At 49.6% G+C, this 20,108-nt stretch carries 20 protein-coding genes and 1 pseudogene; 20 read left to right on the top strand and 1 reads right to left on the bottom strand.

Features of this window, described 5'->3' with window-relative positions; translation table 11 throughout:
• Positions 1 to 6 precede the first annotated feature (6 nt).
• The 14 genes from VF724_RS08620 (at position 7) to VF724_RS08685 (ending at position 13,892) form a co-directional block, all read left to right on the top strand.
• Entirely contained in the window at positions 7 to 927 is a 921-nt protein-coding gene (locus tag VF724_RS08620) for a response regulator (RefSeq protein WP_371753829.1), read from the top strand.
• Positions 928 to 991: 64 nt separating this feature from the next.
• Positions 992 to 1,678 carry a GntR family transcriptional regulator gene (locus VF724_RS08625; RefSeq protein ID WP_371753830.1) on the top strand — a complete coding sequence of 229 codons (687 nt, stop codon included), beginning with the start codon at positions 992 to 994 and terminating at the stop codon, positions 1,676 to 1,678.
• A gap of 372 nt (positions 1,679 to 2,050) precedes the next feature.
• Positions 2,051 to 2,950, top strand: a complete 900-nt coding sequence (gene hpaI / locus VF724_RS08630) for a 2,4-dihydroxyhept-2-ene-1,7-dioic acid aldolase (RefSeq protein WP_371753853.1) — start codon at positions 2,051 to 2,053, stop codon at positions 2,948 to 2,950.
• A gap of 81 nt (positions 2,951 to 3,031) precedes the next feature.
• Positions 3,032 to 4,519 carry a 5-carboxymethyl-2-hydroxymuconate semialdehyde dehydrogenase gene (gene hpaE, locus VF724_RS08635; protein WP_371753831.1) on the top strand — a complete coding sequence of 496 codons (1,488 nt, stop codon included), beginning with the start codon at positions 3,032 to 3,034 and terminating at the stop codon, positions 4,517 to 4,519.
• Between the two features lie 38 nt (positions 4,520 to 4,557).
• On the top strand, positions 4,558 to 6,027 hold the full coding sequence (gene hpaB, locus VF724_RS08640) for a 4-hydroxyphenylacetate 3-monooxygenase, oxygenase component (protein WP_371753832.1): 1,470 nt from the start codon (positions 4,558 to 4,560) through the stop codon (positions 6,025 to 6,027).
• 30 nt (positions 6,028 to 6,057) lie between these two features.
• Complete coding sequence (gene hpaD, locus VF724_RS08645; protein WP_371753833.1) at positions 6,058 to 7,041, top strand: 3,4-dihydroxyphenylacetate 2,3-dioxygenase; 984 nt, start codon at positions 6,058 to 6,060, stop codon at positions 7,039 to 7,041.
• 116 nt (positions 7,042 to 7,157) lie between these two features.
• Positions 7,158 to 8,387 carry an ABC transporter substrate-binding protein gene (locus VF724_RS08650; RefSeq protein ID WP_371753834.1) on the top strand — a complete coding sequence of 410 codons (1,230 nt, stop codon included), beginning with the start codon at positions 7,158 to 7,160 and terminating at the stop codon, positions 8,385 to 8,387.
• Positions 8,388 to 8,408: 21 nt separating this feature from the next.
• Positions 8,409 to 9,293 carry a branched-chain amino acid ABC transporter permease gene (locus VF724_RS08655; RefSeq protein ID WP_371753835.1) on the top strand — a complete coding sequence of 295 codons (885 nt, stop codon included), beginning with the start codon at positions 8,409 to 8,411 and terminating at the stop codon, positions 9,291 to 9,293.
• 10 nt (positions 9,294 to 9,303) lie between these two features.
• Positions 9,304 to 10,353: a branched-chain amino acid ABC transporter permease gene (locus VF724_RS08660; RefSeq protein ID WP_371753836.1), complete on the top strand. Its 1,050-nt coding sequence runs from the start codon at positions 9,304 to 9,306 to the stop codon at positions 10,351 to 10,353.
• Positions 10,354 to 10,372: 19 nt separating this feature from the next.
• A complete protein-coding gene (locus VF724_RS08665; protein WP_371753837.1) occupies positions 10,373 to 11,155 on the top strand; it encodes an ABC transporter ATP-binding protein in 783 nt (260 codons plus the stop codon).
• Positions 11,155 to 11,883, top strand: a complete 729-nt coding sequence (locus tag VF724_RS08670; RefSeq protein WP_371753838.1) for an ABC transporter ATP-binding protein — start codon at positions 11,155 to 11,157, stop codon at positions 11,881 to 11,883. Before VF724_RS08665 ends, VF724_RS08670 begins: the two co-directional genes overlap by 1 nt.
• 46 nt (positions 11,884 to 11,929) lie before the next feature.
• A complete protein-coding gene (locus VF724_RS08675; protein WP_371753839.1) occupies positions 11,930 to 12,721 on the top strand; it encodes a fumarylacetoacetate hydrolase family protein in 792 nt (263 codons plus the stop codon).
• Entirely contained in the window at positions 12,718 to 13,464 is a 747-nt protein-coding gene (locus VF724_RS08680; protein ID WP_371753840.1) for a fumarylacetoacetate hydrolase family protein, read from the top strand. Before VF724_RS08675 ends, VF724_RS08680 begins: the two co-directional genes overlap by 4 nt.
• A gap of 44 nt (positions 13,465 to 13,508) precedes the next feature.
• On the top strand, positions 13,509 to 13,892 hold the full coding sequence (locus tag VF724_RS08685) for a 5-carboxymethyl-2-hydroxymuconate Delta-isomerase (protein ID WP_371753841.1): 384 nt from the start codon (positions 13,509 to 13,511) through the stop codon (positions 13,890 to 13,892).
• A 10-nt stretch (positions 13,893 to 13,902) separates the two neighbouring features.
• On the opposite strand, the gene VF724_RS08690 is transcribed toward VF724_RS08685, so the two are convergent.
• Complete coding sequence (locus VF724_RS08690) at positions 13,903 to 14,748, bottom strand: alpha/beta hydrolase (RefSeq protein WP_371753842.1); 846 nt, start codon at positions 14,746 to 14,748, stop codon at positions 13,903 to 13,905.
• A gap of 198 nt (positions 14,749 to 14,946) precedes the next feature.
• Here VF724_RS08690 and VF724_RS21520 point away from each other — a divergent pair.
• The 6 genes and pseudogenes from VF724_RS21520 to VF724_RS08715 all read left to right on the top strand — a co-directional run.
• Positions 14,947 to 15,276: pseudogene (locus VF724_RS21520) on the top strand (EamA family transporter); the annotation flags it as partial.
• Positions 15,277 to 15,703: 427 nt separating this feature from the next.
• The gene (locus tag VF724_RS21525; protein ID WP_442788059.1) at positions 15,704 to 15,880 is read left to right on the top strand and encodes a hypothetical protein; all 177 of its coding nucleotides are present in this window, start codon (positions 15,704 to 15,706) and stop codon (positions 15,878 to 15,880) included.
• A gap of 199 nt (positions 15,881 to 16,079) precedes the next feature.
• On the top strand, positions 16,080 to 16,508 hold the full coding sequence (locus VF724_RS08700; RefSeq protein ID WP_371753844.1) for a MarR family winged helix-turn-helix transcriptional regulator: 429 nt from the start codon (positions 16,080 to 16,082) through the stop codon (positions 16,506 to 16,508).
• A gap of 21 nt (positions 16,509 to 16,529) precedes the next feature.
• Positions 16,530 to 17,168 carry a biotin/lipoyl-containing protein gene (locus VF724_RS08705; protein ID WP_371753845.1) on the top strand — a complete coding sequence of 213 codons (639 nt, stop codon included), beginning with the start codon at positions 16,530 to 16,532 and terminating at the stop codon, positions 17,166 to 17,168.
• A gap of 36 nt (positions 17,169 to 17,204) precedes the next feature.
• Complete coding sequence (locus VF724_RS08710) at positions 17,205 to 18,791, top strand: DHA2 family efflux MFS transporter permease subunit (RefSeq protein WP_371753846.1); 1,587 nt, start codon at positions 17,205 to 17,207, stop codon at positions 18,789 to 18,791.
• Between the two features lie 44 nt (positions 18,792 to 18,835).
• Positions 18,836 to 20,068, top strand: a complete 1,233-nt coding sequence (locus tag VF724_RS08715) for an efflux RND transporter periplasmic adaptor subunit (RefSeq protein ID WP_371753847.1) — start codon at positions 18,836 to 18,838, stop codon at positions 20,066 to 20,068.
• Positions 20,069 to 20,108: the final 40 nt, after the last annotated feature.

The raw sequence follows: 20,108 nt of genomic DNA on the forward strand, positions 1-20,108 counted from the left end.
AACATCATGTCATCATACAGAATTCTCGTGGTCGACGATACGCATTTCATGCGCAAAATGGCGGCGGATTATCTGAAGCAGAACGAGTACGAGGTTGTCGGAGAAGCGAGCAATGGAAAGGAAGCTGTCAAGCTGTATGAAGAATTGCGTCCGGACATTGTAATGATGGATCTGACAATGCCGGTCATGAACGGGCTTGATGCAACGAAAGAAATCCTCAAGATGGATCCTGAGGCAGTCGTACTGGTCTGTTCGGCAAGCAACCAGCAGGCGATGATCTTCGATGCGCTGGATATTGGGGCTAAAGGGTATTTGACGAAACCGTTTAATCCTGAACGGATGAAAGAAATCATTGGTAAATATGCCGAGCCTTTTCTTCGGACGGAAGCTGCAGCCGTTCAGACATCAAGCGGAGAAACGGAAAGCGGGCCGGAGGCCGGAGATAAGGAATCGATAACCGGAGATGAAGGATCGACAGATAAGGATGAGGGACCAATAGAAAAAGATAAGGGATCGAAAGCCGAGGATAACCGATTTGAAGCCGATGGTGAGGATGACGAGGTTGGAGCAAAGGAAATTCCTGCAGCCATTTCGATGGAAGCGGAGCCTCTTGCGGATACGGCTGAAAAGATCGAAGATCCTATGGTTCGAGCAGCCGTGGAGATGAAGGACGGTAATAAAATGAGTGCGGGGAGGAATGGATTTATGAGAAGTTTCGTTACCAGTTATATGTGCAATTGGCAGGAGGAAATCAACGGTAAGGTCTCCAATTTTGCCGCAACCTGTACCGAAAACGAAAATAGAATCTTGATTGAAATGTCCGGCGGCGGCAGCGAGAAACAAAGCATCCAATTCACGCTTGACGGATTTCACCAGTTGCACACTTGGGTCGAAGGCCATTTAATGAACAAAATGCCGAATAAATAACATATAAGAAACTCTCAACGATAAAAATCTTGAAATCATATACGATTTCAATTATGATTTGTATATGGAAACTCAAAAATCTTCGATCAGCAAAAAACAAATTGCATATGACTTTATCCGTTCCCAGATCGTAAACGGTTATTTCGGACCGGGACACCGAATCGTCATTGATCAAATCGCAAAAGAGCTCAAGCTAAGCATTATTCCGGTGAGGGAGGCGATTCGTCAGCTTGAATCGGACGGCTTGATTCAATACAAAGCATACAGCGGCGCCATCGTCAGCCAAATCAATGAGGTCGAGTATCGGGAAACCTTATCGGTTTTGGCGGTGTTGGAGGGGTATGCAACAGCCCTGAGCTCAAGATTGATTCCCCCGAAAGAGATTGATTTGCTTAAGGAGATCAATGCCAATATGAGCCGTGCGCTGTTTGATTTTGAGTTTGAGCAATTCAGCGAATTAAATCGCAAGTTTCACTCCGTCATATACGAATTTTGCAACAACCAGTATTTGAAGGAACAAATCCATCAGACTTGGGAAAGAATGAGCCGGGTTCGACAAACGGTATTTACATTTGTGCCGCAGCGGGCCAAAGAATCCATTCAAGAGCATGATCAAATTATTGAAATGATTCGGCATCAGGATTCGTTTGCGAAGATCGAAGAATTTGTGCGGCAGCACAAAATGAATACGGTCAAGGCGTTCGACAACCGAAAAAACCCTGATAACTCGAAAGGCTTTGCTGCCAATTAAGGGAAGCGGCTTCAATATAGCGACAGTTTCATATTTTAACATTCGGCAAGCCGTTAGAGAAATAGCTCTAACGGCTTTTTTGCAAACAGAAACAGCACCCAGAAAACTGCCGCAAACTATTGTACAAAAATATTACACTATGATATTATAACGTTATAAAAACGTTATAAAAAAATACGTTTGAAAATGAATTGGAATTATATGATTATTCTATTTTGTAAACGCTTACCTAAAATCATATATTAAATTATGAAATAACATATTGAATAAATATATTATTTCATATATGATTGTGGTGTGGAAAGGGTAACGCTTTCATTCCACAAGTTAATACGGTTTGACAAAAGCTCATGAGAAGGAAAGGTGAATGCAATGTTTGATGAAATCAAACAAAGGTTAAGAGGCTCGATTGCCCCGATCATAACCCCCTTTGATTCGAACATGGAAGTGGACATCGAGGCTTTTAAAAACTTGATTAATTGGCATATCGCCAGCGGTTCGCACGGAATATCCGTAACGGGAACAACCGGAGAACCCAGCTCGTTGACCATTCAGGAACGGGAACTGGTCATGGAAACTGCGATCAAGACGGCAAACGGACGGGTGCCGGTTGCGCCGGGAACCGGATCGACAAACCATGCGGAAACGCTGCGCTTGACCAAAGCGGCTCAAGAAATGGGCGCGGATGCCGCTCTGGTGATTGTTCCGTATTATAACAGGCCGAATCAGCAGGCTTTATATAATCACTTCAAAATTGTTGCCGATTCTGTGGATATCCCGATTATTATTTATAACATTCCCGGACGGACGGCGGTTAACCTTGAGGTCAAAACCCTGGCCCGGCTTGCCGAGGATTGCCCCAATATTATCGGCGTCAAGGAATCGAATAAGGATTTTGAGCATGTAAACCGGGTATTGCTGAATTGCGGCAGAGATTTCCTGCTGTATTCCGGCATTGAATTGCTGTGTTATCCGATGCTGGCGATCGGCGGTGCCGGCCATATCAGCGCAACGGCGAATATTGTTCCGAAGGAAGTTGCCGACATCTATAATTATTGGGCTGCCGGAGAAGTGGATAAGGCGATTGATCTCCATTACAAACTGATGCCTTTGAATGACGTGCTGTTCAAGGATACCAACCCGGGTCCGCTGAAGACCGCTATGGGCATGCTCGGCCACATCAATCCGGCCCTGCGGCTGCCGATGGGTCCGCCGCCGGAAGCGCTGCAAAACGAAATCAGGGAAACTCTCGTCTCTTACGGACTACTGTGATCGACAAGGTTAAAGAAACTGCGGAGCCGGTGCAATTCCGGTTCCCAACGTTATATTCGACAGCAGAAAAGGTGATAAATCATGAACCATAGAAAAATGGGCAAAGTCCTTCATTATATTAACGGACAATTTACAGAAGGTATTTCCGGGCACGTGTTTCCCAATCTTAATCCGTTTAACAACGAACCGATTAATGAAATAGCAGAGGGCTTTGCCGAGGATATTGATCTCGCGGTGCAATCCGCCCGCAAAGCGTTCGATGAAGGACCTTGGCGGAAGATGGCCTTGAAGGAACGGTTAACCTATATTCTGCGAATAGCCGATTTGATCGACAAATACGGCGATGAAATTTCGTATATGGAATCTTTGGACACGGGACTGCCCGTAGCGCAAACCAAGAAGCAAGCGGCGCGGGCGGCGGAAAACTTCCGTTTCTACGCCGAAATGGTCAAAAGCCGGATGGTCGGTGAAGCTTACCAGGTAGACGGCTCGTTTATCAATTATACGATACATAAGCCTGTCGGCGTTGCCGGGCTCATTACACCTTGGAATGCTCCTTTTATGTTGGAGACCTGGAAAGTGGCTCCAACTCTCGCCACCGGAAATACCTGTGTGCTGAAGCCGGCCGAGTGGGCTCCGCTTACAGCCAATAAGCTGGCCGAAATTATCCATGAAGCGGGATTGCCGGAAGGGGTATTCAATGTCGTGCACGGTTTCGGCGAAACGGCGGGGGCTGCTTTGGTCGCTCATCCCGGCGTGCAATTGATTTCGTTTACCGGAGAAACGACGACGGGATCGGAAATTATTCGCAACGGGGCGGCAACGCTCAAACGATTTTCCATGGAGCTGGGAGGCAAATCTCCGGCTATCGTTTTTGATGATGCTGATCTGGATACCGCATTAGATGCGGTGGTTTGGCAGATCTTTTCGTTCAACGGGGAACGCTGTACGGCCAACTCGCGACTGCTCGTGCATGAGTCGATACATGACGAAATGATCGCTCGATTGAAGGAACGCCTGGGAAATATTCGTCTTGGCGATCCGATGGACGAATCGACTGAAGTCGGGCCGTTGATTCATCGAAACCACTGGGAGAATGTGACGAGATATATTGAAATTGCCCGTAAAGAAGGGGCTGAAGTTATCTCAACCGAGATTCCGGAGAAGTTCAAGAGCGGGAATTACGTGGCACCGACGGTTATTTACCAGGCTAATAATCAGATGACAGTCGCTCAGGAAGAAATCTTCGGTCCCGTCTTGACGGTGATTCCGTTCAAGACGGAAGAGGAAGTCCTACGTATGGCCAATGATGTCAAATATGGGCTGGCCGCTTACGTCTGGACGAACGATATCAAACGCGGACACCGCTTGGCACAAGCCGTAGACAGCGGCATGGTGTGGGTGAATTCGCAGAATGTGCGGGATTTGCGCGTTCCGTTCGGAGGTTCCAAATCCAGCGGCATCGGCCGTGAAGGAGGCCACTACAGCTTCGAATTTTATACGGAAACTCAGGTCATTCATGTCGCTTTGGACGAACAGCACATCCCGAAATTCGGGGCTTCGAAGTAATATCATTCATTCTTATAAATCGTTAGGGAGGTTATGGAATGCCAGCTAAGACGGGACGGCAATATATCGATCGCGTGGACAGTCTGATGGCCGATGTCTGGATCAACGGCAGCCGGGTTGCTGGGAAAGTATCCGAGCATCCCGCTTTTCGGGGCGTGATGAAGAGCCAAGGCGCTCTTTACGATATGCAATTTGATCCGGATAAGCATGAGGTTATGACATATACTTCTCCGTCTACGGGCGACAGGGTCGGGACTTCCTTCATGCAGCCCAGGACCAAGGAGGATCTTGAGAAAAGACGGATGATGATTCAGGAGTGGGCCAAATACAACGGCGGCATGATGGGCCGTTCGCCGGATTATATCAATTCCGGAATGATGGCCTACGGAGCGGCGGCTCAAATGTTCGGTGTGCAGGATCAGATGTTTGCCGAAAATATGAGCAAGTATTATGAATATATTCGTGAGAACGACCTGTCGTTGACGCATACACTGATTCAGCCTCAGGTCAACCGCGGTCTGAATTCCTCGCAGCTGCCGGATCCGTATATTGCGGCCCGCATCGTGAAGAAAACCGATGACGGTGTAGTCATTCGCGGCGCCCGCCTGTTAGCGACACAAGGGGGGATTACGGATGAAATCATGGTGTTTCCATCCACGCTGTTGAAGCAAACGGATGAAGAAAATCCGTATGCTTTCGCATTCTCCATACCCAACAATACACCGGGCTTGAAATTCATCTGCAGGGAATCGTTCGACTATGGAAAGTCCGGCTTTGACCATCCGTTGGGTTCCCGCTTTGAAGAGATGGACACGATCGTCGTTTTCGACGATGTTACCGTACCTTGGGACCGAGTGTTTGCATTGGGCAATATTGACATTTGCAATCGCGCTTATGCGGAAAGCAACGCGGTCGTTCATATGACTCATCAGGTAGTGTCCAAGAATGTCGCCAAAACGGAATTCATTCTGGGGATTTTGCAGTTGATGGTAGAGACGATCAATATCGGGCAGTTTCAGCATGTCCAAGAGAAAATGGCGGAGGTTATCGTCGTTTTGGAAACGATGAAAGCGTTTATTACCGCGTCTGAAGCCAATGCAAAGCTGGATCGATGGGGAATCATGACCCCCGATTTCAAGCCGCTTAATGCGGCGCGCAATTATTTCCCCAGAATTTATCCGCGTTTCTCGGAAATCATGCAACTGCTGGGAGCCAGCGGTTTGATGGCGATTCCCGGAGAGGCTGACTTCAATTCCGAAATTCGTCCCGATCTCGATAAATACTTGCAGGCAGCCAACAGTGATGCCTACAATCGCGTGAAACTGTTCCGGCTTGCGTGGGATGTGTGCATCAGCGCATTCGGATCCCGCCAAACGCTCTACGAACGTTTTTTCTTCGGCGACCCCGTGCGCATGGCCGGAGCGTTGTACAACGGTTATGACAAACAGGAGTACGTTGATCGGGTGAAGGAATTTCTGAATCGTTCGGAAGAGTTTGTCAAAAATTAACCGAATATTCTTTTAGCGGGAGGATGAAAGATGGATTTCTCAATTATTCGAGTGGCCAGAGTCGTCATGAATGTGACGGATTTGGAACGCTCGAGGAAATATTATGCGGACGCTTTGGGATTCATTGAAACCGAAAGTGATGATGAGAATATTTTTTTGCGGGGATTGGAAGAGTACCATCACCACAGCCTCGTATTGAAAAAAGCGGATCAACCGGGTGTGCATGCCATCGGCTATAAGGTTCAACAAGACCAAGATCTGGATGAGCTGGAAAAGTTGTTTGCAGCCAAAGGCCTTAAAACGAAATGGCTTCCCGAGGGCGCCCAGCATGTGGTCGGTCGGGCGCTTCGCGTGCATGACATTTCGGGCATACCGTTGGAGTTTTACGCCAAAATGGACAAAACGGAGCGCTTGCTGCAAAGATATGATTTATACAGGGGAGCGCGCGTTCAGCGTATCGATCATGTGAATTGCTTCGTTCCCGATGTGCAGAAAGCCTATGATTTTTACACGAAGGAGCTGGGCTTTGCTTGCTCTGAATATACGGCTGCCGAAAACGAGAGCATATGGGCGGCATGGCTTCACCGGAAGCAAAACGTGCATGATCAGGCCTTTATGAACGGCGACGGCCCCAGGCTTCATCATGTCGGTTTCTGGCTGTCCGATCCGCTGGCTCTGATTCATGCCTGCGACATGCTTGCCTCGATGGGGTACGGCGGCAGCATCGAGCGGGGACCTGGGCGGCACGGGATTTCCAACGCCTTTTTCCTGTATTTGAGAGATCCTGACGGCAACCGAATTGAATTGTATAACGGGGATTATTTGACAAGTGATCCCGATTTCGAACCTGTGCGTTGGGATATCAACGATCCGAGAAGACAAACCTTCTGGGGACATAAGGCGCCTGATTCCTGGTTCAATGAAGGCACCCCGTTCCTGGATATCGATACCGGCATGGAAGTAGAAATTAAAGCCGCGACTCTGGAGCAGAAGAAGCCCGAATTCATCATTTAATAGATCAATTTATGGGCTGAGCAGATGAATTTAAGGGGGTTGATAACCGAAATTGTTAATTCAATAGAAAGCGCTTACAGGAAATAAGCTTTTCATTACAAAGGGAGGTCCATGAGATGAAGAAATTGATTGTCATTCTTACGAGTGTTTTTTTATTGGTGTTCATGTCTGCATGCGGTAACGGCAATTCCGGCAGCAAGCCGGCCGAGAACAGCAATTCCCCGGCTCCCGCTGCTTCCGAAAGCTCGAAAGCATCGGCACAGCCGGCAGCAGCGGCGCCGATTAAAATCGGCGGCTTGTTTGCGGCGTCCGGCGGCGCATCCTCGTTAGGCAAGCCGGAGATGGATACCGTAAAAATGATGGTTGAGCAAGCAAATGCCAATGGCGGTATCGGCGGACGCCAGCTCGAATTGGTTGCTTATGACACGAAAGGCGACCAGAATGAAGCCGTATTGGATATGAAAAAGTTAATTGAAAATGATAAAGTCGCCGCGGTGATCGGCGGCACCACTTCCGGAGAATGCATGGCGCTGATCCCGATCGCGGAAAAAGCGAAAGTTCCGTTCATCGCTTTGGGAGCCAGCAAAGCCATCAATATCCCGGCAAAACCGTATGTGTTTAAAACACCGCAAGGCGATGACATTGTCGCTCCGCGCGTCGTTAAATACTTGAAGGATCACAATCTGACGAAAGTCGCATGGCTGAACGTGGATAACTCCTTCGGCTCCAGCGGTAAGGAAGAATACGACAAGGCCGCTAAAGCAGCTGGCATCGAAACCGTCATCTCCGAATCGTTCGAAGCGACCGTCAACGACGCCAAGCCGATGCTGACGCGGGTGAAAAACGCAAATCCACAGGCGATCGTCGTATGGGGAACGACCCAGGAATCGGCCGTTGTAACCAAGAACATCCGCGAGCTCAAGATCGACGTTCCGATTCTGGAGTCGCACGGCATTGCCAACGCGCAGTTTATCGAATTGGCCGGCAAAGCCGCTGAGGGCGTCATTTTCCCTGCGGGCCGTTTGCTGGTTGCCGATAAGCTTCCGGACGATAACAAGCAGAAAAAAATCCTCGTTGATTATGCAAAGAATTTTCAGGCTAAATTCAATTACCCTGCCAGCACATTCGGCGGTCATGCTTGGGATGCTTTTGAAATTTTGACAAACGCAATCAAAACAGCCGGCGACGATCCGCAAAAAATCCGCGATACGCTGGAAAACAATACGAAGGATATCGTGGGAACCGGCGGAATTTTCAACTACACGAAAGATGATCACAACGGCTTGAACGCCGATGCGCTTGCCATGATCAAAATTGAGATGGGCAAGTGGGTACTGGAAGAGTAATAAAACCCTAGGGGGATTCGCATGTCTGAATTTTTGAGTCAGATCGTTCAGCTGATTTTCTCCGGATTAACGATCGGCAGTATTTATGCTTTAATCGCGATAGGATTCGTCATCACTTACAACATTACCGGCATTCTGAATTTTGCCCAAGGGGAATTTGCGATGCTGGGGGCGTTGATCACGATTTCCCTGGTGTCCGCCGGTCTTCCGAAAATTTTGGCGATTGTTCTGGCAATCGGGATCGTTTTTCTGGTTGGCTCGATGTTTGAACGGTTTGCGATTTATCCGGCTCGAAATTCGACGGTAGTCACCTTGATCATTATCACCATTGCTGTCTCTATCGCTTTACGGGGTATCGCCTTGCTGATATGGGGAACGGAGCCAAAATCATTGGCTCCGTTCACATCGGGTGATCCGTTGAGCATATTGGGCGCAGTCATCCAGCCTCAAAGCTTATGGGCCATTAGCGTGACCATCGTCAGTCTGATTCTCATGTACGTCTTCTTCGAAAAATCCTATATGGGAAAAGCCGTCACCGCATGCGTGGTGAATCGGCAGGCGGCACGTTTGATGGGCATACGTCCGGAACGCATGTCCTTGATTGCCATCAGCATCAGCGCCGCTCTTGGAGCGGTCGGCGGAATCATCATAGCGCCGATTTCGGGAGCGACCTACAGTATGGGTTTGATGCTGGGGATGAAAGCGTTTATAGCGGCAGTGATCGGTGGTATATCAAATGCGCCGGCAGCGATTGCCGGTGCAATGATTATCGGATTGCTGGAGTCGTTTACCGAAGGGTTGTGGACGAGCGGATATAAGGACGCGGTAAGCTTTGGCGTGCTGATCCTTGTACTGTTCGTGATGCCTAACGGAATTCTGTCTAAAGTTTCGGGAAAACGGGTATAGGGGTGATAGGATGAATAACAGTTTATTGAGCCAAGTTTATTCCCGCAGCGTAAAGGGAATATTGCTGTTCACCCTGATCCTGATGTTGGTGCCTGCCTTCGTTTCCTCGTCCTATTTCATCAGCGTGTTGATCCTGGTCGGTTTATACACGTTGATCAGCACGGGAATGAATATGCTGATGGGGTTTGCGGGACAAATTTCGCTCGGTCATGCGGCGTTTTACGGAGTCGGGGCGTACTCCTCCGCATACGTCACGGTCAAGCTCGGCATGCCGTCCATTGTCGGTATCCTTGTAGGCGTTCTGTTGACAGCCATTATTGCATTTATTGTGGGCATCCCCACCTTGAAATTAACCGGTCATTATCTGGCCTTGGCCACGTTGGGAATCGGGATGATTGCTTTTACTTTTTTCAAGCAATGGAAGGACATCACCGGGGGATTGAACGGTTTTTTCGGAATTCCCGCGTTGAACCTGTTCGGCATTGAATTTGATTCCGAAGTCAAGTTTTACTATCTGGTCTGGTTGATTGCCCTGCTCGGCATTTTGCTTACCCGGAATGTGGTCCAATCTCGGGTGGGCCGCGCGTTCCGCGCGATTCACAGCAGCGAGATCGCGGCAAACTCGATCGGCGTCAATATCCAAAAGTACAAGCTGCAGGTTTTTATTTTGAGCGCAGTCTACGCTTCGATAGCGGGCAGCATTTACGCCCATTATGTATCGTTCATCAATCCGATGCTGTTTGAATCCAAAATGTCGATCGATTTCCTGATCATGTCCGTCATCGGGGGAAGCGGCAGCATCTGGGGCGGATTGATCGGTTCCGCTGTTTTCATCATCCTGGGCGAAGTGCTGAAGGATGTCATTCCTATGGTGATGCACACGCAATCCAGCGATGAATTTCAGATTGTATTTTTCGGAGTGATGCTGGTGGTTTTGCTGATCTATATGCCTGAGGGTCTGGCTCCCGCCTTTGTAAAACTCCGCAACAAAGCATTCAATTGGCTCAAGCTCAGCCGGAGGCGAAGCCGGGGCGCAGCGGACAGCATGGAAAATCCGTAGCAGGGGAGGAAAGGAGATTATGGAACGCAAAGAGCCGCTGTTATCCGTTTCCAAGCTGACCAAAATTTTCGGCGGAGTCACGGCTGTGGAGGATGTCTCGTTTACTGTGTTTCCCGGTCAGATCGTGGCCGTGATCGGTCCGAACGGCGCCGGCAAGACGACGCTGTTCAACATGATCACCAATGTGCTGCCGAAAACATCCGGTACGATCCATTTTGACGGACATGATACATCCGGCAAAAAACCGAGCGATTTGGCCAAATTGGGAATTACCCGCACGTTTCAAAACCTGCAAACCTTCCAGAATATGCAGGTTGTTGAAAATGTCATGACCGGAGCGCACGTCCGGTTGAAAACCGGCTTCTTGACCTCGGCGTTTCGGCTTCCGTCAGTCAAAAAAGAAGAGGAAGCCGTCCTTCGGCAGGCCATGCAGCATCTGCAGGAGGTCGGTCTTGCCGACCTGGCGCATGAAATTGCCGATAATCTGCCTTACGGCAGCCAGCGGCTGCTGGAGATTGCGCGGGCTGCCGCTTCCGAGCCGCAGCTGATTTTGCTGGATGAGCCGATGGCCGGCTTAAATCCGCAGGAGTCCAGAGACCTCATGCGGATCATTCTGGATATGCGGGCAAAGGGGATGACCTTTCTGTTTGTCGAGCACGATATGGAAACGGTGATGACGATTGCCGACCACATTGTAGTCCTTGATTTCGGCAAAAAGATTGCTGAGGGCACGCCGGAAGAAATCATGAATAATCCTCAGGTCATTTCCGCTTATCTGGGCGAAAAGGAAGTGGTGATATAATGCTCAAGGTTACGAATTTACATACCTATCACGGAAATATGCATGCTGTTAAAGGTATCAGCTTTTCCTTGAAAAAAGCGGAACTATTGGCGATTGTGGGTACGAACGGCGCCGGGAAAAGCACTCTCTTGGGCACGCTTGCCGGCGTATACAGCCCGCGGGAAGGCAGCATCGTGTTCCAAGAAGAGGACATTTCCAAGAAACGCGTTGAAGAGATTGTCGCGAAGGGAATCTGTCTTGTACCGGAACGCCGGCAAATCTTCGACTCTCTTTCGGTGAAGGACAATCTCATGCTGGGCGCTTTTCATCGCATCAAAAAAGAGAAGAAGCAGGTCATGCAGGATTATGATAAAATCTTGGGCCTTTTTCCGGAACTGACCAGAATGCTTAACCGTGCCGGAGGACTGTTGAGCGGCGGTGAGCAGCAAATGCTCGCAATCGGGCGCGGACTGATGGCCAACCCGAAATTGATGATGCTGGATGAGCCCTCCCTGGGTCTGGCTCCGCTTATCGTAAAAAACATTATGGGCATATTCAAAACGTTGAAGAACGAGTTTGATACGACGATTATTCTTGTCGAGCAGAATGTGAAAGCGGCTTTAGAGGTTGCCGACCATGCTTGTGTGCTTGAGCGCGGAGAGTTCGTTATTCATGGAACGGCTCAGGAGGTTATGAATAACCCGGATGTCCGAAATGTATACCTTGGAAAACAAAAGGAAGTCATATAGATGAACATGGCTTGAATTCGATATCAATGAAAATGGAGTGAAGCGGATGAGCAAAGCAAAAATCAAGCTTCGCGGCATATCTCAATACCACGAGGTCGATGTGAATCCTGCGGACGATACGGTCGAACTGAACGGAAAGCGTTATTCCGTCGGCAGGCTTCCTCTGGATTCGCTGATATCGGGAACGATATACGGTGTTCTATTGAACTATAAAGGTGCGTTCGCCGCGTTGGGAGACGCAATGTTTGAGGCGCCTTACAAGGGAGAGCCCAAGGCGCCTGTCATGTATATCAAACCAGCTAATACGGTGATTGGCTCCGGCATGCCGATTCCGCTGCCTGCGGATGTCCCGGAGCTGGAAATCGGCGCTTCGCTCGGTGTGGTTATGGGACGCACGGCGACGCGTGTAGGTGAAGCCGAAGCCCTGGAATATATTGCGGGGTACACCGTGGTGAACGATGTCAGCATTCCGCACGACAGCGTGTATCGTCCCGCGGTGAGCCAAAAATGCCGGGACGGCTTTTGCCCGGCCGGTCCTTGGATCATTGAGCGCGATGCCGTTGCCGATCCGGATTCATTGGATGTGCGGGTGTTTATCAACGGTGAGCTGCGGCAGCAGAATACGACCGCAAATCTGATCCGGAACGTTCCGCGGTTGATCGCCGACATCACCGAGTTTATGACCCTTAGCAGCGGCGACGTGCTGCTGGTCGGGGTACCGGAAGGCGCGCCGTTGGTAAAAGCCGGCGATCGCGTGCGGATCGAAATCAACGGAGTGGGCAGCCTGGAAAATACGGTTGTGCATGAACATGAATGGGTAATGGAGGTCTCATTATGAAGCGGGCGCGAGTCGCATACCTGGGGGCGATCCATGATGCTCTCGAAGCGGAAGGAGGCGTCAAATTGCCTGATGGCCGGATAGTTGGCGAAAACGAGGTCGTCTGGCTTCCTCCGGTCCAGCCCGGCACGGTCTTTGCACTTGGGCTGAATTATGCCGATCATGCCAAGGAGCTGGAGTTCAAGGCTCCGACGGAGCCGCTGGTTTTTCTGAAGGGGCCGAATACGTTCATCGGCCATCGGGCTCAGACACGCCGTCCGGCAGATGCCGCGTATATGCACTATGAGTGTGAGCTCACCGTTGTGATCGGACGGCAGGCCCGCAAGGTGAAGCGGGAAGACGCATATCATTATGTAATGGGGTATACGGTCGCCAATGATTATGCCATCCGCGACTATTTGGAAAACTACTACCGGCCCAACCTGCGGGTAAAAAACCGGGACACGTGCACGCCGATCGGACCGTGGCTGGTTGATGCGGAGGATGTGCAGGATCCGATGAATTTGAGCCTGCGCACCTATGTGAACGGCAAGCTGACGCAGGAGGGCTCCACACAGGACATGATTTACAATATCCCTTATCTGATCGAGTATTTGAGCAACTTTATGACGCTGAACCCGGGCGACATGATTCTGACCGGAACGCCTGAAGGGCTGGTCGATACGAAGATCGGCGACGAGGTTGTCACCGAGATTGAAGGCATCGGTCGACTGGTGAATACGATTGCCGGCGATGACGTCTGATTGCCGGCCTGATAAACCAGATTTAGGAGAAAAGGAGGCGGAAGATGCCGCATTTCATCCTGGAGTATACCGATAATATTAAGGAAGAGGCGAACATACCCGGTCTGCTTGAGAAGGTCAACAAGGTTCTGCTTGCGCACAGCGATATTTTTCCGGTCGGAGGCATCCGCTTGAGAGCGATTGAACTGCACGATTACCGGATTGCCGACGGCGCGGAGGACGATGCATTCGTCCATGCGGCTTTAAAGATCGGCTCAGGCCGGTCGGAGGCCGATAAAAAAGCGGCCTGTGATGAAATATTCGAAGTGATCAAAGCGCATTTCGCCGATCTGTTTGCCAAGCGCTACCTGGCTTTGTCAATGGAATTAAGCGAATTCACTACGGCGACCTACAAGCATAACAATATTCATACCCGGTTCAAAAAATAGCGGCCAATCGTCAGTGCTGCTCTAAATGCCCGCTCAGCCATTGCCGCATGGCAGCGAACACCTCTTCACGACCAAGCTCATTATGCAGCTCATGCCTGTAGCCCGGCCATTCCATAAATGTGCACAAGCTTCCGGCACGTTCGGCAAATTGCTTGCTGGCGAGGATGGAGGTTACCTGATCGTCGCTGCCATGCATCAACAGCAGGTCCACGGATAATTCCCCGGCGTGCTCCAGCGCCCATAAGCCCGCTCTGTCGACATCAAAGAAGAAGCGCACGGAAATGCTTCCGTGGCCGAGCGGATCCTCGACATAAAGCTTCGCCATCTCCGGATCGGAAGTCAAATGCTCGGCAACCAGAGGACGTTTATTCGTAAATTTGGGATAAATCCGATTCATGATTCGCCCCATAAACACCTGAACCGGAGGCGGGGTGAAGGCAAGCTTCAGCCATGGGCCGGTTACCACCGCTCCATTCAGCTTGGGCTTGCGCCGGAGCAAATAGTTGAGCGCAACATTGCCGCCCATGCTGTGGGCATACAAAAACCGCGGCAGCTTCGGATACCTTCGATCCAGCTCGTCCAGCAGCAGCCCGACTTGATCGAGCAGCACCTCATAGGATTCCGCATGCCCCCGCAATCCTTCCGTCCGTCCATGTCCGGGCTGGTCATATACGAGCACGGCGTACCCTTCGGCAATCAGCATTTCCGCAACATGCCGATAGCGTCCGGAATGCTCGCCCATCCCGTGAACAATGCCAATCGCCGCTTTGACCGGGACTCCCTCGGGCGGTCTCCACTCGCAAGCAAATATGCGCATTCCATCCGGTCCCCGCCACTCGAAATCGGAGTAAGACATCTTCATTCACCTCTTCGCATAACTTTCTGCCGATGCTTCCAATCATAGGATAACATGAATTACCGTTTCATCCTAACAGTAAAATTGCTCTATTCGTGTTAAGGCGCACTCGAAAATGATAGATTTGGGCTGAGCACTAGTGATATGATATGAGGTATTATACATTTATTTATTTTACCAAAGGGGAAATATCATTCGATGTGGCTCGCATTTTCGCTAATTTCTGCTATATTCTTTGGGATTCGGGGAATTCTGTATCATTGGACATCACAGCGTCCGATGAATCGCAATCTGATGCTGATGGGATCCTTTATGAGCGGAGCCGTGATCAGCTTGCTGCTCAGTCTGTTCATGAAGCAAAGCTGGACAACCGGGACGTTGGTCGGAATATTCATGGGTATTTTTTCGTTTACCGCCAACTCCAGCTTATACAAAGGCTTTGCCGTCGGCAAAGCGTCATTGATTGCGATTTTGATGGGATTGCCGCCGGTTGTGGTCGTGATCTTCACGTTTTTTCTTTGGAACGAAACGTTGAGCCAGTGGCAGCTGTTCGCTTTTGTGATCATCCTGATCGGAATCACAATGATCCGGTATTCCAACGATATTTCGTTGAAGCGGCTGCAGGGCGCGCAGTGGGGACTGTTGGCGGTGCTTTTTTTCGCCCTGAACGATACGTCAAGCAAATATTCGATTCGCCTTGGCGCCGATATCTTTCCGACTCTATTTGTGATGTTTATGACTGGTTCACTGCTTTTCTTTGTCTTTTGGCTGACGGATCGAACAAGAGCGTCCGGACTAAAGGAGAAAGCCAAGGGGGAGACTGCAGGGGAAGCGGCGCGCGAGCTGTCCGAGGCTCAACGGGAGACGGCGGATCGGCTCGTATGGAGCGGGGGGGAAAACATTCCTCTGGGGAATGGTTGTGGGCATTTCCAATGCATCCGCAATGATGCTGATGATGCCGGCCTTCAAAATCAGCGGGGCCACCGGTCTGGTTTCGGCCGTCGTTTCGTTGAACGTGCTGTTCATCCTGCTGTATACGCGTATTGTCACAAAGGAAAAATTCACGCCGCTGGAATTGTCGGGCATCGTTTCCTCGATTCTCGGAATCTTGATTCTTGAATTAATGAAATAGGATATTTGAAGATTGATTTGTTTATCCGGTTCATGCGAAAAAGAATCCATCCTCCTGCAACAGCTTAATTATTGACGGTTATTCGGGCAATTTCATCAATTTTGAAGCAAAATGAGAATTGTCACCGGATCAACCGCCGTGGTAAATTATTCTTCGTTGGTTTTATTATAAAACTATTTTGTGATAAAAGGAGTTTGATATGGACACCGAAGATATTAAACTCAAAATTGCCGAGTTGGATAATCTGTTTGCGACCATTGCCGTGAACAACAGATGGCCGGCGGTTGACAGTTTGTCTAAGCAGCAGATCATGCTAATGAAAACCTTGTATTCGAACGGCAAAATCACCATGAGCGAATTGGCTAAACATCTGAATTTGACCAAGGGGGCCACAACAATTGCAATAGACCGGCTTGTCGCCGCCAAGATGGTCAACCGGACGCGGGACGAGGCGGACCGGCGAATCGTCTGGATCGAGCTGTCCGGTAAAGGGAGCGAGATTATCTCGAAGGTCAAGCAAAAGCGGGATCAGCTGTTGAGCGACATGTTCAGCAATCTGACCACAGCTGAAATCGAACAATTTATTTCACTGCTTCGCAAAATGATGGAAAACTTAAAACCGCGTTGAATTCAGAAAGGGGCTCCACACATGAAAAAAAGAAAAATCATGATCGCCGTACTCCTGTTGATTGTAATCATTGGAGGCTTGGGTGGTGGATATTACTACATTCAAGAAAGCAAGTACATAAGCACGGATGACGCCAAAATTGACGGAGACCTGCGTGCGATCGGATCCTTGGCGGCCGGAACGCTGATCCAATGGAATGCGCAGGAAGGCGATTCTTTCCGTAAGGGCGATGTACTGGGAGTCGTTCAGACCTCTGCAAACTCAACGCTGGATATCATTGCTCCGGATGACGGCACCATTGTTTCAACGAACGCGGTCAAAGACCAAACGGTTTCTCCAGGCGCGGCTTTGGCGATGACCGTGGATTTGAACAAGCTTTATGTTACGGCGAATATTCAGGAGACCGATTTAAATAATGTTCGTGTCGGCAACAAAGTATCCATCAGTGTCGACGCATTCCCTGGGATCGTATTTACCGGAAGAGTGGATACGATCGGTCTGGCGACCAATTCCGAATTGTCGCTTCTGCCCGCATCCAATTCAAGCAGCAATTATACTAAGATCATTCAGCGCGTTCCGGTGAAAATCGTTTTGGATAATTATCAGGACGAGAGATTGATTCCCGGTTTGAACGCTACCGTAAAAATCAGCAAATCATGAATCATCCGATAGATTGTAAAACAAGGGAGATGCGAAATGGACAAAAAGGAAGAAGCAACTTCTTCAACTTCTTCAACTTCTTCAAATAAAGGTGTGATGCTCGCCTCCCTGGTCATCATTCTTGCCGTGTTCATGGCCATATTGGATACGAGCATCGTCAATGTTGCGATCCCCAAAATGATGGCGGTTTTCGGAGTCAATCAGAGCCAGATTCAATGGGTCGTTACCGCTTATGCTCTAGTTGTAGGAGCACTTGTGCCGGTTACCGGATATTTGGGAGATCGTTTCGGCTACAAGAAAATATTTCTTGTTGCACTGTCGATCTTTACTGTGGGCTCAGCCCTGTGCGGATTGGCCTGGAGCAATGGCTCTATGATTATCTTCCGAATTGTGCAGGGCTTGGGCGGCGGAGCCTTGATGCCGGTCAGCATGACGATGATGCTGAGCATGTTTCCTCCGGAGCGCAGGGGAAGAGCCATGGGGATGTTCGGGCTCTCGATTATGTTCGCGCCGGCCATCGGTCCGACACTTAGCGGTTATATCACGGAGTATTCGAATTGGCGGCTCATCTTCACGATCAACGTCCCTTTCGGAATCATCGACTTCCTGCTGGCGTGGTATCTTTTGAAAGATTTTAATAAATCGGTCAATCAGCGTTTGGATATTTGGGGCTTGATCACTTCCAGTATCGGTATGGCCACTTTGCTGTACGGGGTCGGTATCGTGCCGGATAAAGGGCTGTACGATACGGAGGTCATAACCTTTGTTTCCATCGGAATCATTTCCTTGATTGCTTTTATCATTATTGAATTGAATGTCAAGGAGCCGCTGCTCGATTTAAGATTGTTAAAGAATTTTACTTATACGCTGTCTTTGATCATATCCAGCATTGCGACCGTGATTTTGATGGGCAGCATGTTCCTGATTCCCGTTTTTTTGCAAAATATATCACATCTATCTTCTGTACAAACCGGTTTGGTTCTGCTCCCGCAGGCCATTTTTGCGGGGATCATGATGCCGATCTCCGGAGCGCTGTTCGATAAGATCGGCGGCCGTATTTTAGCCGTTACCGGCATGCTGCTTACATCGTTTTCTTTATATTTGACGGCAAGCTTGGATGCGACGACCTCGAATTCCACGTTGATCTTTTGGATGGTGCTTCGCTCGGTGGGTACGGGTCTCATGATGATGCCGATTCAGACTTCGGGCATGAATGCCATTCCGTTGAATAAAATCAGCCGGGGCACGGCGCTGAACAACACGGTCCGCCAGGTCAGCTCCTCCTTCGGAATCGCATGGCTGACGCTTCTGTTGACGAACCGCCAAACCTATCACGCTGCCTTGAACCGGGACAGCTTGAATCAGATGTCCACTCAGGTGATGGTCAATCTGCAGGAAATCACGAACGGATTTATCGGTCTCGGCCAAAGCGCATCGCAAGCCCATGCAAGTGCGGTCTCTTATATGGCCGGTCAAGTGCAGCTTCGGTCAGTCGTTTCCGGAATGGATGACGTGTTTATGGTTACTGCGGGCTTGGCTCTCGTAGGGGGATTTTTATCTTTATTTATAAAACGGACCAAACTCAATAAAGGCGGGGAAAAACCGCATGTCATCGCGGAATAGGCATCCTGTGCCGGCGAATTAAATTGCAAAGGGGAAAATTATCAATGGTGCAATTTGCGAACCAACGAACTACTTTCAAGCGTCTTGGATTTTCGTTATTCATTACGATGCTGTCTTTGGTCGTGCTGTCGGGATGCGCCGCTTCTCAAGACAAAACGGTCACTTCGGTCAAAGTTGCACAAGCGGGCAATCAAACGGTAGATCAAGCCATGGAAGAGGATGCCGATGTCGTCGCATCGACCGAAGTCAATGTTGTGCTGAAGGCCGGGGGTGATGTGAAGCAAATTGTCAAAAACAAAGGGGAATTTGTCAAGCAGGGAGACCTCATCATGCAATTGGATGACTCTGACGCCTTGAGGGCAAAGGAAAAAGCCGTTCTGGCGCTGCGAAATTTGCAGTCGCAATTGGACAAAACCGAATCGGACATTGCCGCCAACAAAAGAACGATTCAAAATTCCATGGAAAAGCTGCAGCTGCAAATCAAAGAGCTTCAAAAAAACTACAGCAGCATTCATAATGATTACGATCAAGGGCTTGCCACTAAAAAACAGCTGGAAAATGCAGATACCCAGTTGAGCAGTGCGAAGCTGGATTTGAACTCGCTGCAGATTCAGCTGGACAATTTGAATTCAACCGATCCGTCGGCTCCCCTGAGGCTTCAGGTGGATACGGCCCGGGTGTCGCTGCAGGATATGGAGAGCACACTTTCGGATTATCAAGTCAAGGCTCCGATCGACGGGATTTTGACGGATTTTGAGCTGAAAGTCGGGATGAACCTGCATGCCGGACAGGCAGCCGGAACGATCCAGCAGCTGAACCCGATTAAAATTCAAGCGAATCTCACCCGGGATGAAGCCAATCTGGTGCGCGGACAAACCGAAATTCCGTTTAAGCTGTCGGACGGCAGTGCAGCGAAAAAGGCCAGGGTTTCCTTTCTATCCGATGTCATGAGTCCGCAGAACCAAACCTACGCGTTGGAGTTAAGCGTCGAAAATTCCGACCAGAAGTTAAAGCCGGGAATGAAAGTGAAATTGATTCTTGGCGCCGGACAAAAGCAAACTGTGCTGACAGTGCCGAAATCGAGCATCGTCATTGAAGGAAATAACAGCTATGTGTTTGTCGTCTCCAACAGTGCAGCGGAAAAAAGAAAAGTGGTCTTGGGCAAAGATCTCGGAATAAACCGGATCGTCATCAGCGGTGTCAAAGACGGAGAGCAGATCGTGGTTTCCGGACAAAACCGATTGAAGGATCGGGAGAAGGTTCAAATCAGCAATTAATAATTGAATGGAGGAACACAACGTGCACACCATCTGGAAG

Source organism: Ferviditalea candida, assembly GCF_035282765.1.
Lineage (GTDB): Bacteria > Bacillota > Bacilli > Paenibacillales > KCTC-25726 > Ferviditalea > Ferviditalea candida.

Coding starts and splice junctions, on each gene's coding strand:
- VF724_RS08620 (WP_371753829.1), top strand. CDS start 7: ATGTCATCATACAGAATTCTCGTGGTCGACGATACGCATTTCATGCGC.
- VF724_RS08625 (WP_371753830.1), top strand. CDS start 992: ATGGAAACTCAAAAATCTTCGATCAGCAAAAAACAAATTGCATATGAC.
- hpaI (WP_371753853.1), top strand. CDS start 2,051: ATGTTTGATGAAATCAAACAAAGGTTAAGAGGCTCGATTGCCCCGATC.
- hpaE (WP_371753831.1), top strand. CDS start 3,032: ATGAACCATAGAAAAATGGGCAAAGTCCTTCATTATATTAACGGACAA.
- hpaB (WP_371753832.1), top strand. CDS start 4,558: ATGCCAGCTAAGACGGGACGGCAATATATCGATCGCGTGGACAGTCTG.
- hpaD (WP_371753833.1), top strand. CDS start 6,058: ATGGATTTCTCAATTATTCGAGTGGCCAGAGTCGTCATGAATGTGACG.
- VF724_RS08650 (WP_371753834.1), top strand. CDS start 7,158: ATGAAGAAATTGATTGTCATTCTTACGAGTGTTTTTTTATTGGTGTTC.
- VF724_RS08655 (WP_371753835.1), top strand. CDS start 8,409: ATGTCTGAATTTTTGAGTCAGATCGTTCAGCTGATTTTCTCCGGATTA.
- VF724_RS08660 (WP_371753836.1), top strand. CDS start 9,304: ATGAATAACAGTTTATTGAGCCAAGTTTATTCCCGCAGCGTAAAGGGA.
- VF724_RS08665 (WP_371753837.1), top strand. CDS start 10,373: ATGGAACGCAAAGAGCCGCTGTTATCCGTTTCCAAGCTGACCAAAATT.
- VF724_RS08670 (WP_371753838.1), top strand. CDS start 11,155: ATGCTCAAGGTTACGAATTTACATACCTATCACGGAAATATGCATGCT.
- VF724_RS08675 (WP_371753839.1), top strand. CDS start 11,930: ATGAGCAAAGCAAAAATCAAGCTTCGCGGCATATCTCAATACCACGAG.
- VF724_RS08680 (WP_371753840.1), top strand. CDS start 12,718: ATGAAGCGGGCGCGAGTCGCATACCTGGGGGCGATCCATGATGCTCTC.
- VF724_RS08685 (WP_371753841.1), top strand. CDS start 13,509: ATGCCGCATTTCATCCTGGAGTATACCGATAATATTAAGGAAGAGGCG.
- VF724_RS08690 (WP_371753842.1), bottom strand. CDS start 14,748: ATGTCTTACTCCGATTTCGAGTGGCGGGGACCGGATGGAATGCGCATA.
- VF724_RS21525 (WP_442788059.1), top strand. CDS start 15,704: ATGCCGGCCTTCAAAATCAGCGGGGCCACCGGTCTGGTTTCGGCCGTC.
- VF724_RS08700 (WP_371753844.1), top strand. CDS start 16,080: ATGGACACCGAAGATATTAAACTCAAAATTGCCGAGTTGGATAATCTG.
- VF724_RS08705 (WP_371753845.1), top strand. CDS start 16,530: ATGAAAAAAAGAAAAATCATGATCGCCGTACTCCTGTTGATTGTAATC.
- VF724_RS08710 (WP_371753846.1), top strand. CDS start 17,205: ATGGACAAAAAGGAAGAAGCAACTTCTTCAACTTCTTCAACTTCTTCA.
- VF724_RS08715 (WP_371753847.1), top strand. CDS start 18,836: ATGGTGCAATTTGCGAACCAACGAACTACTTTCAAGCGTCTTGGATTT.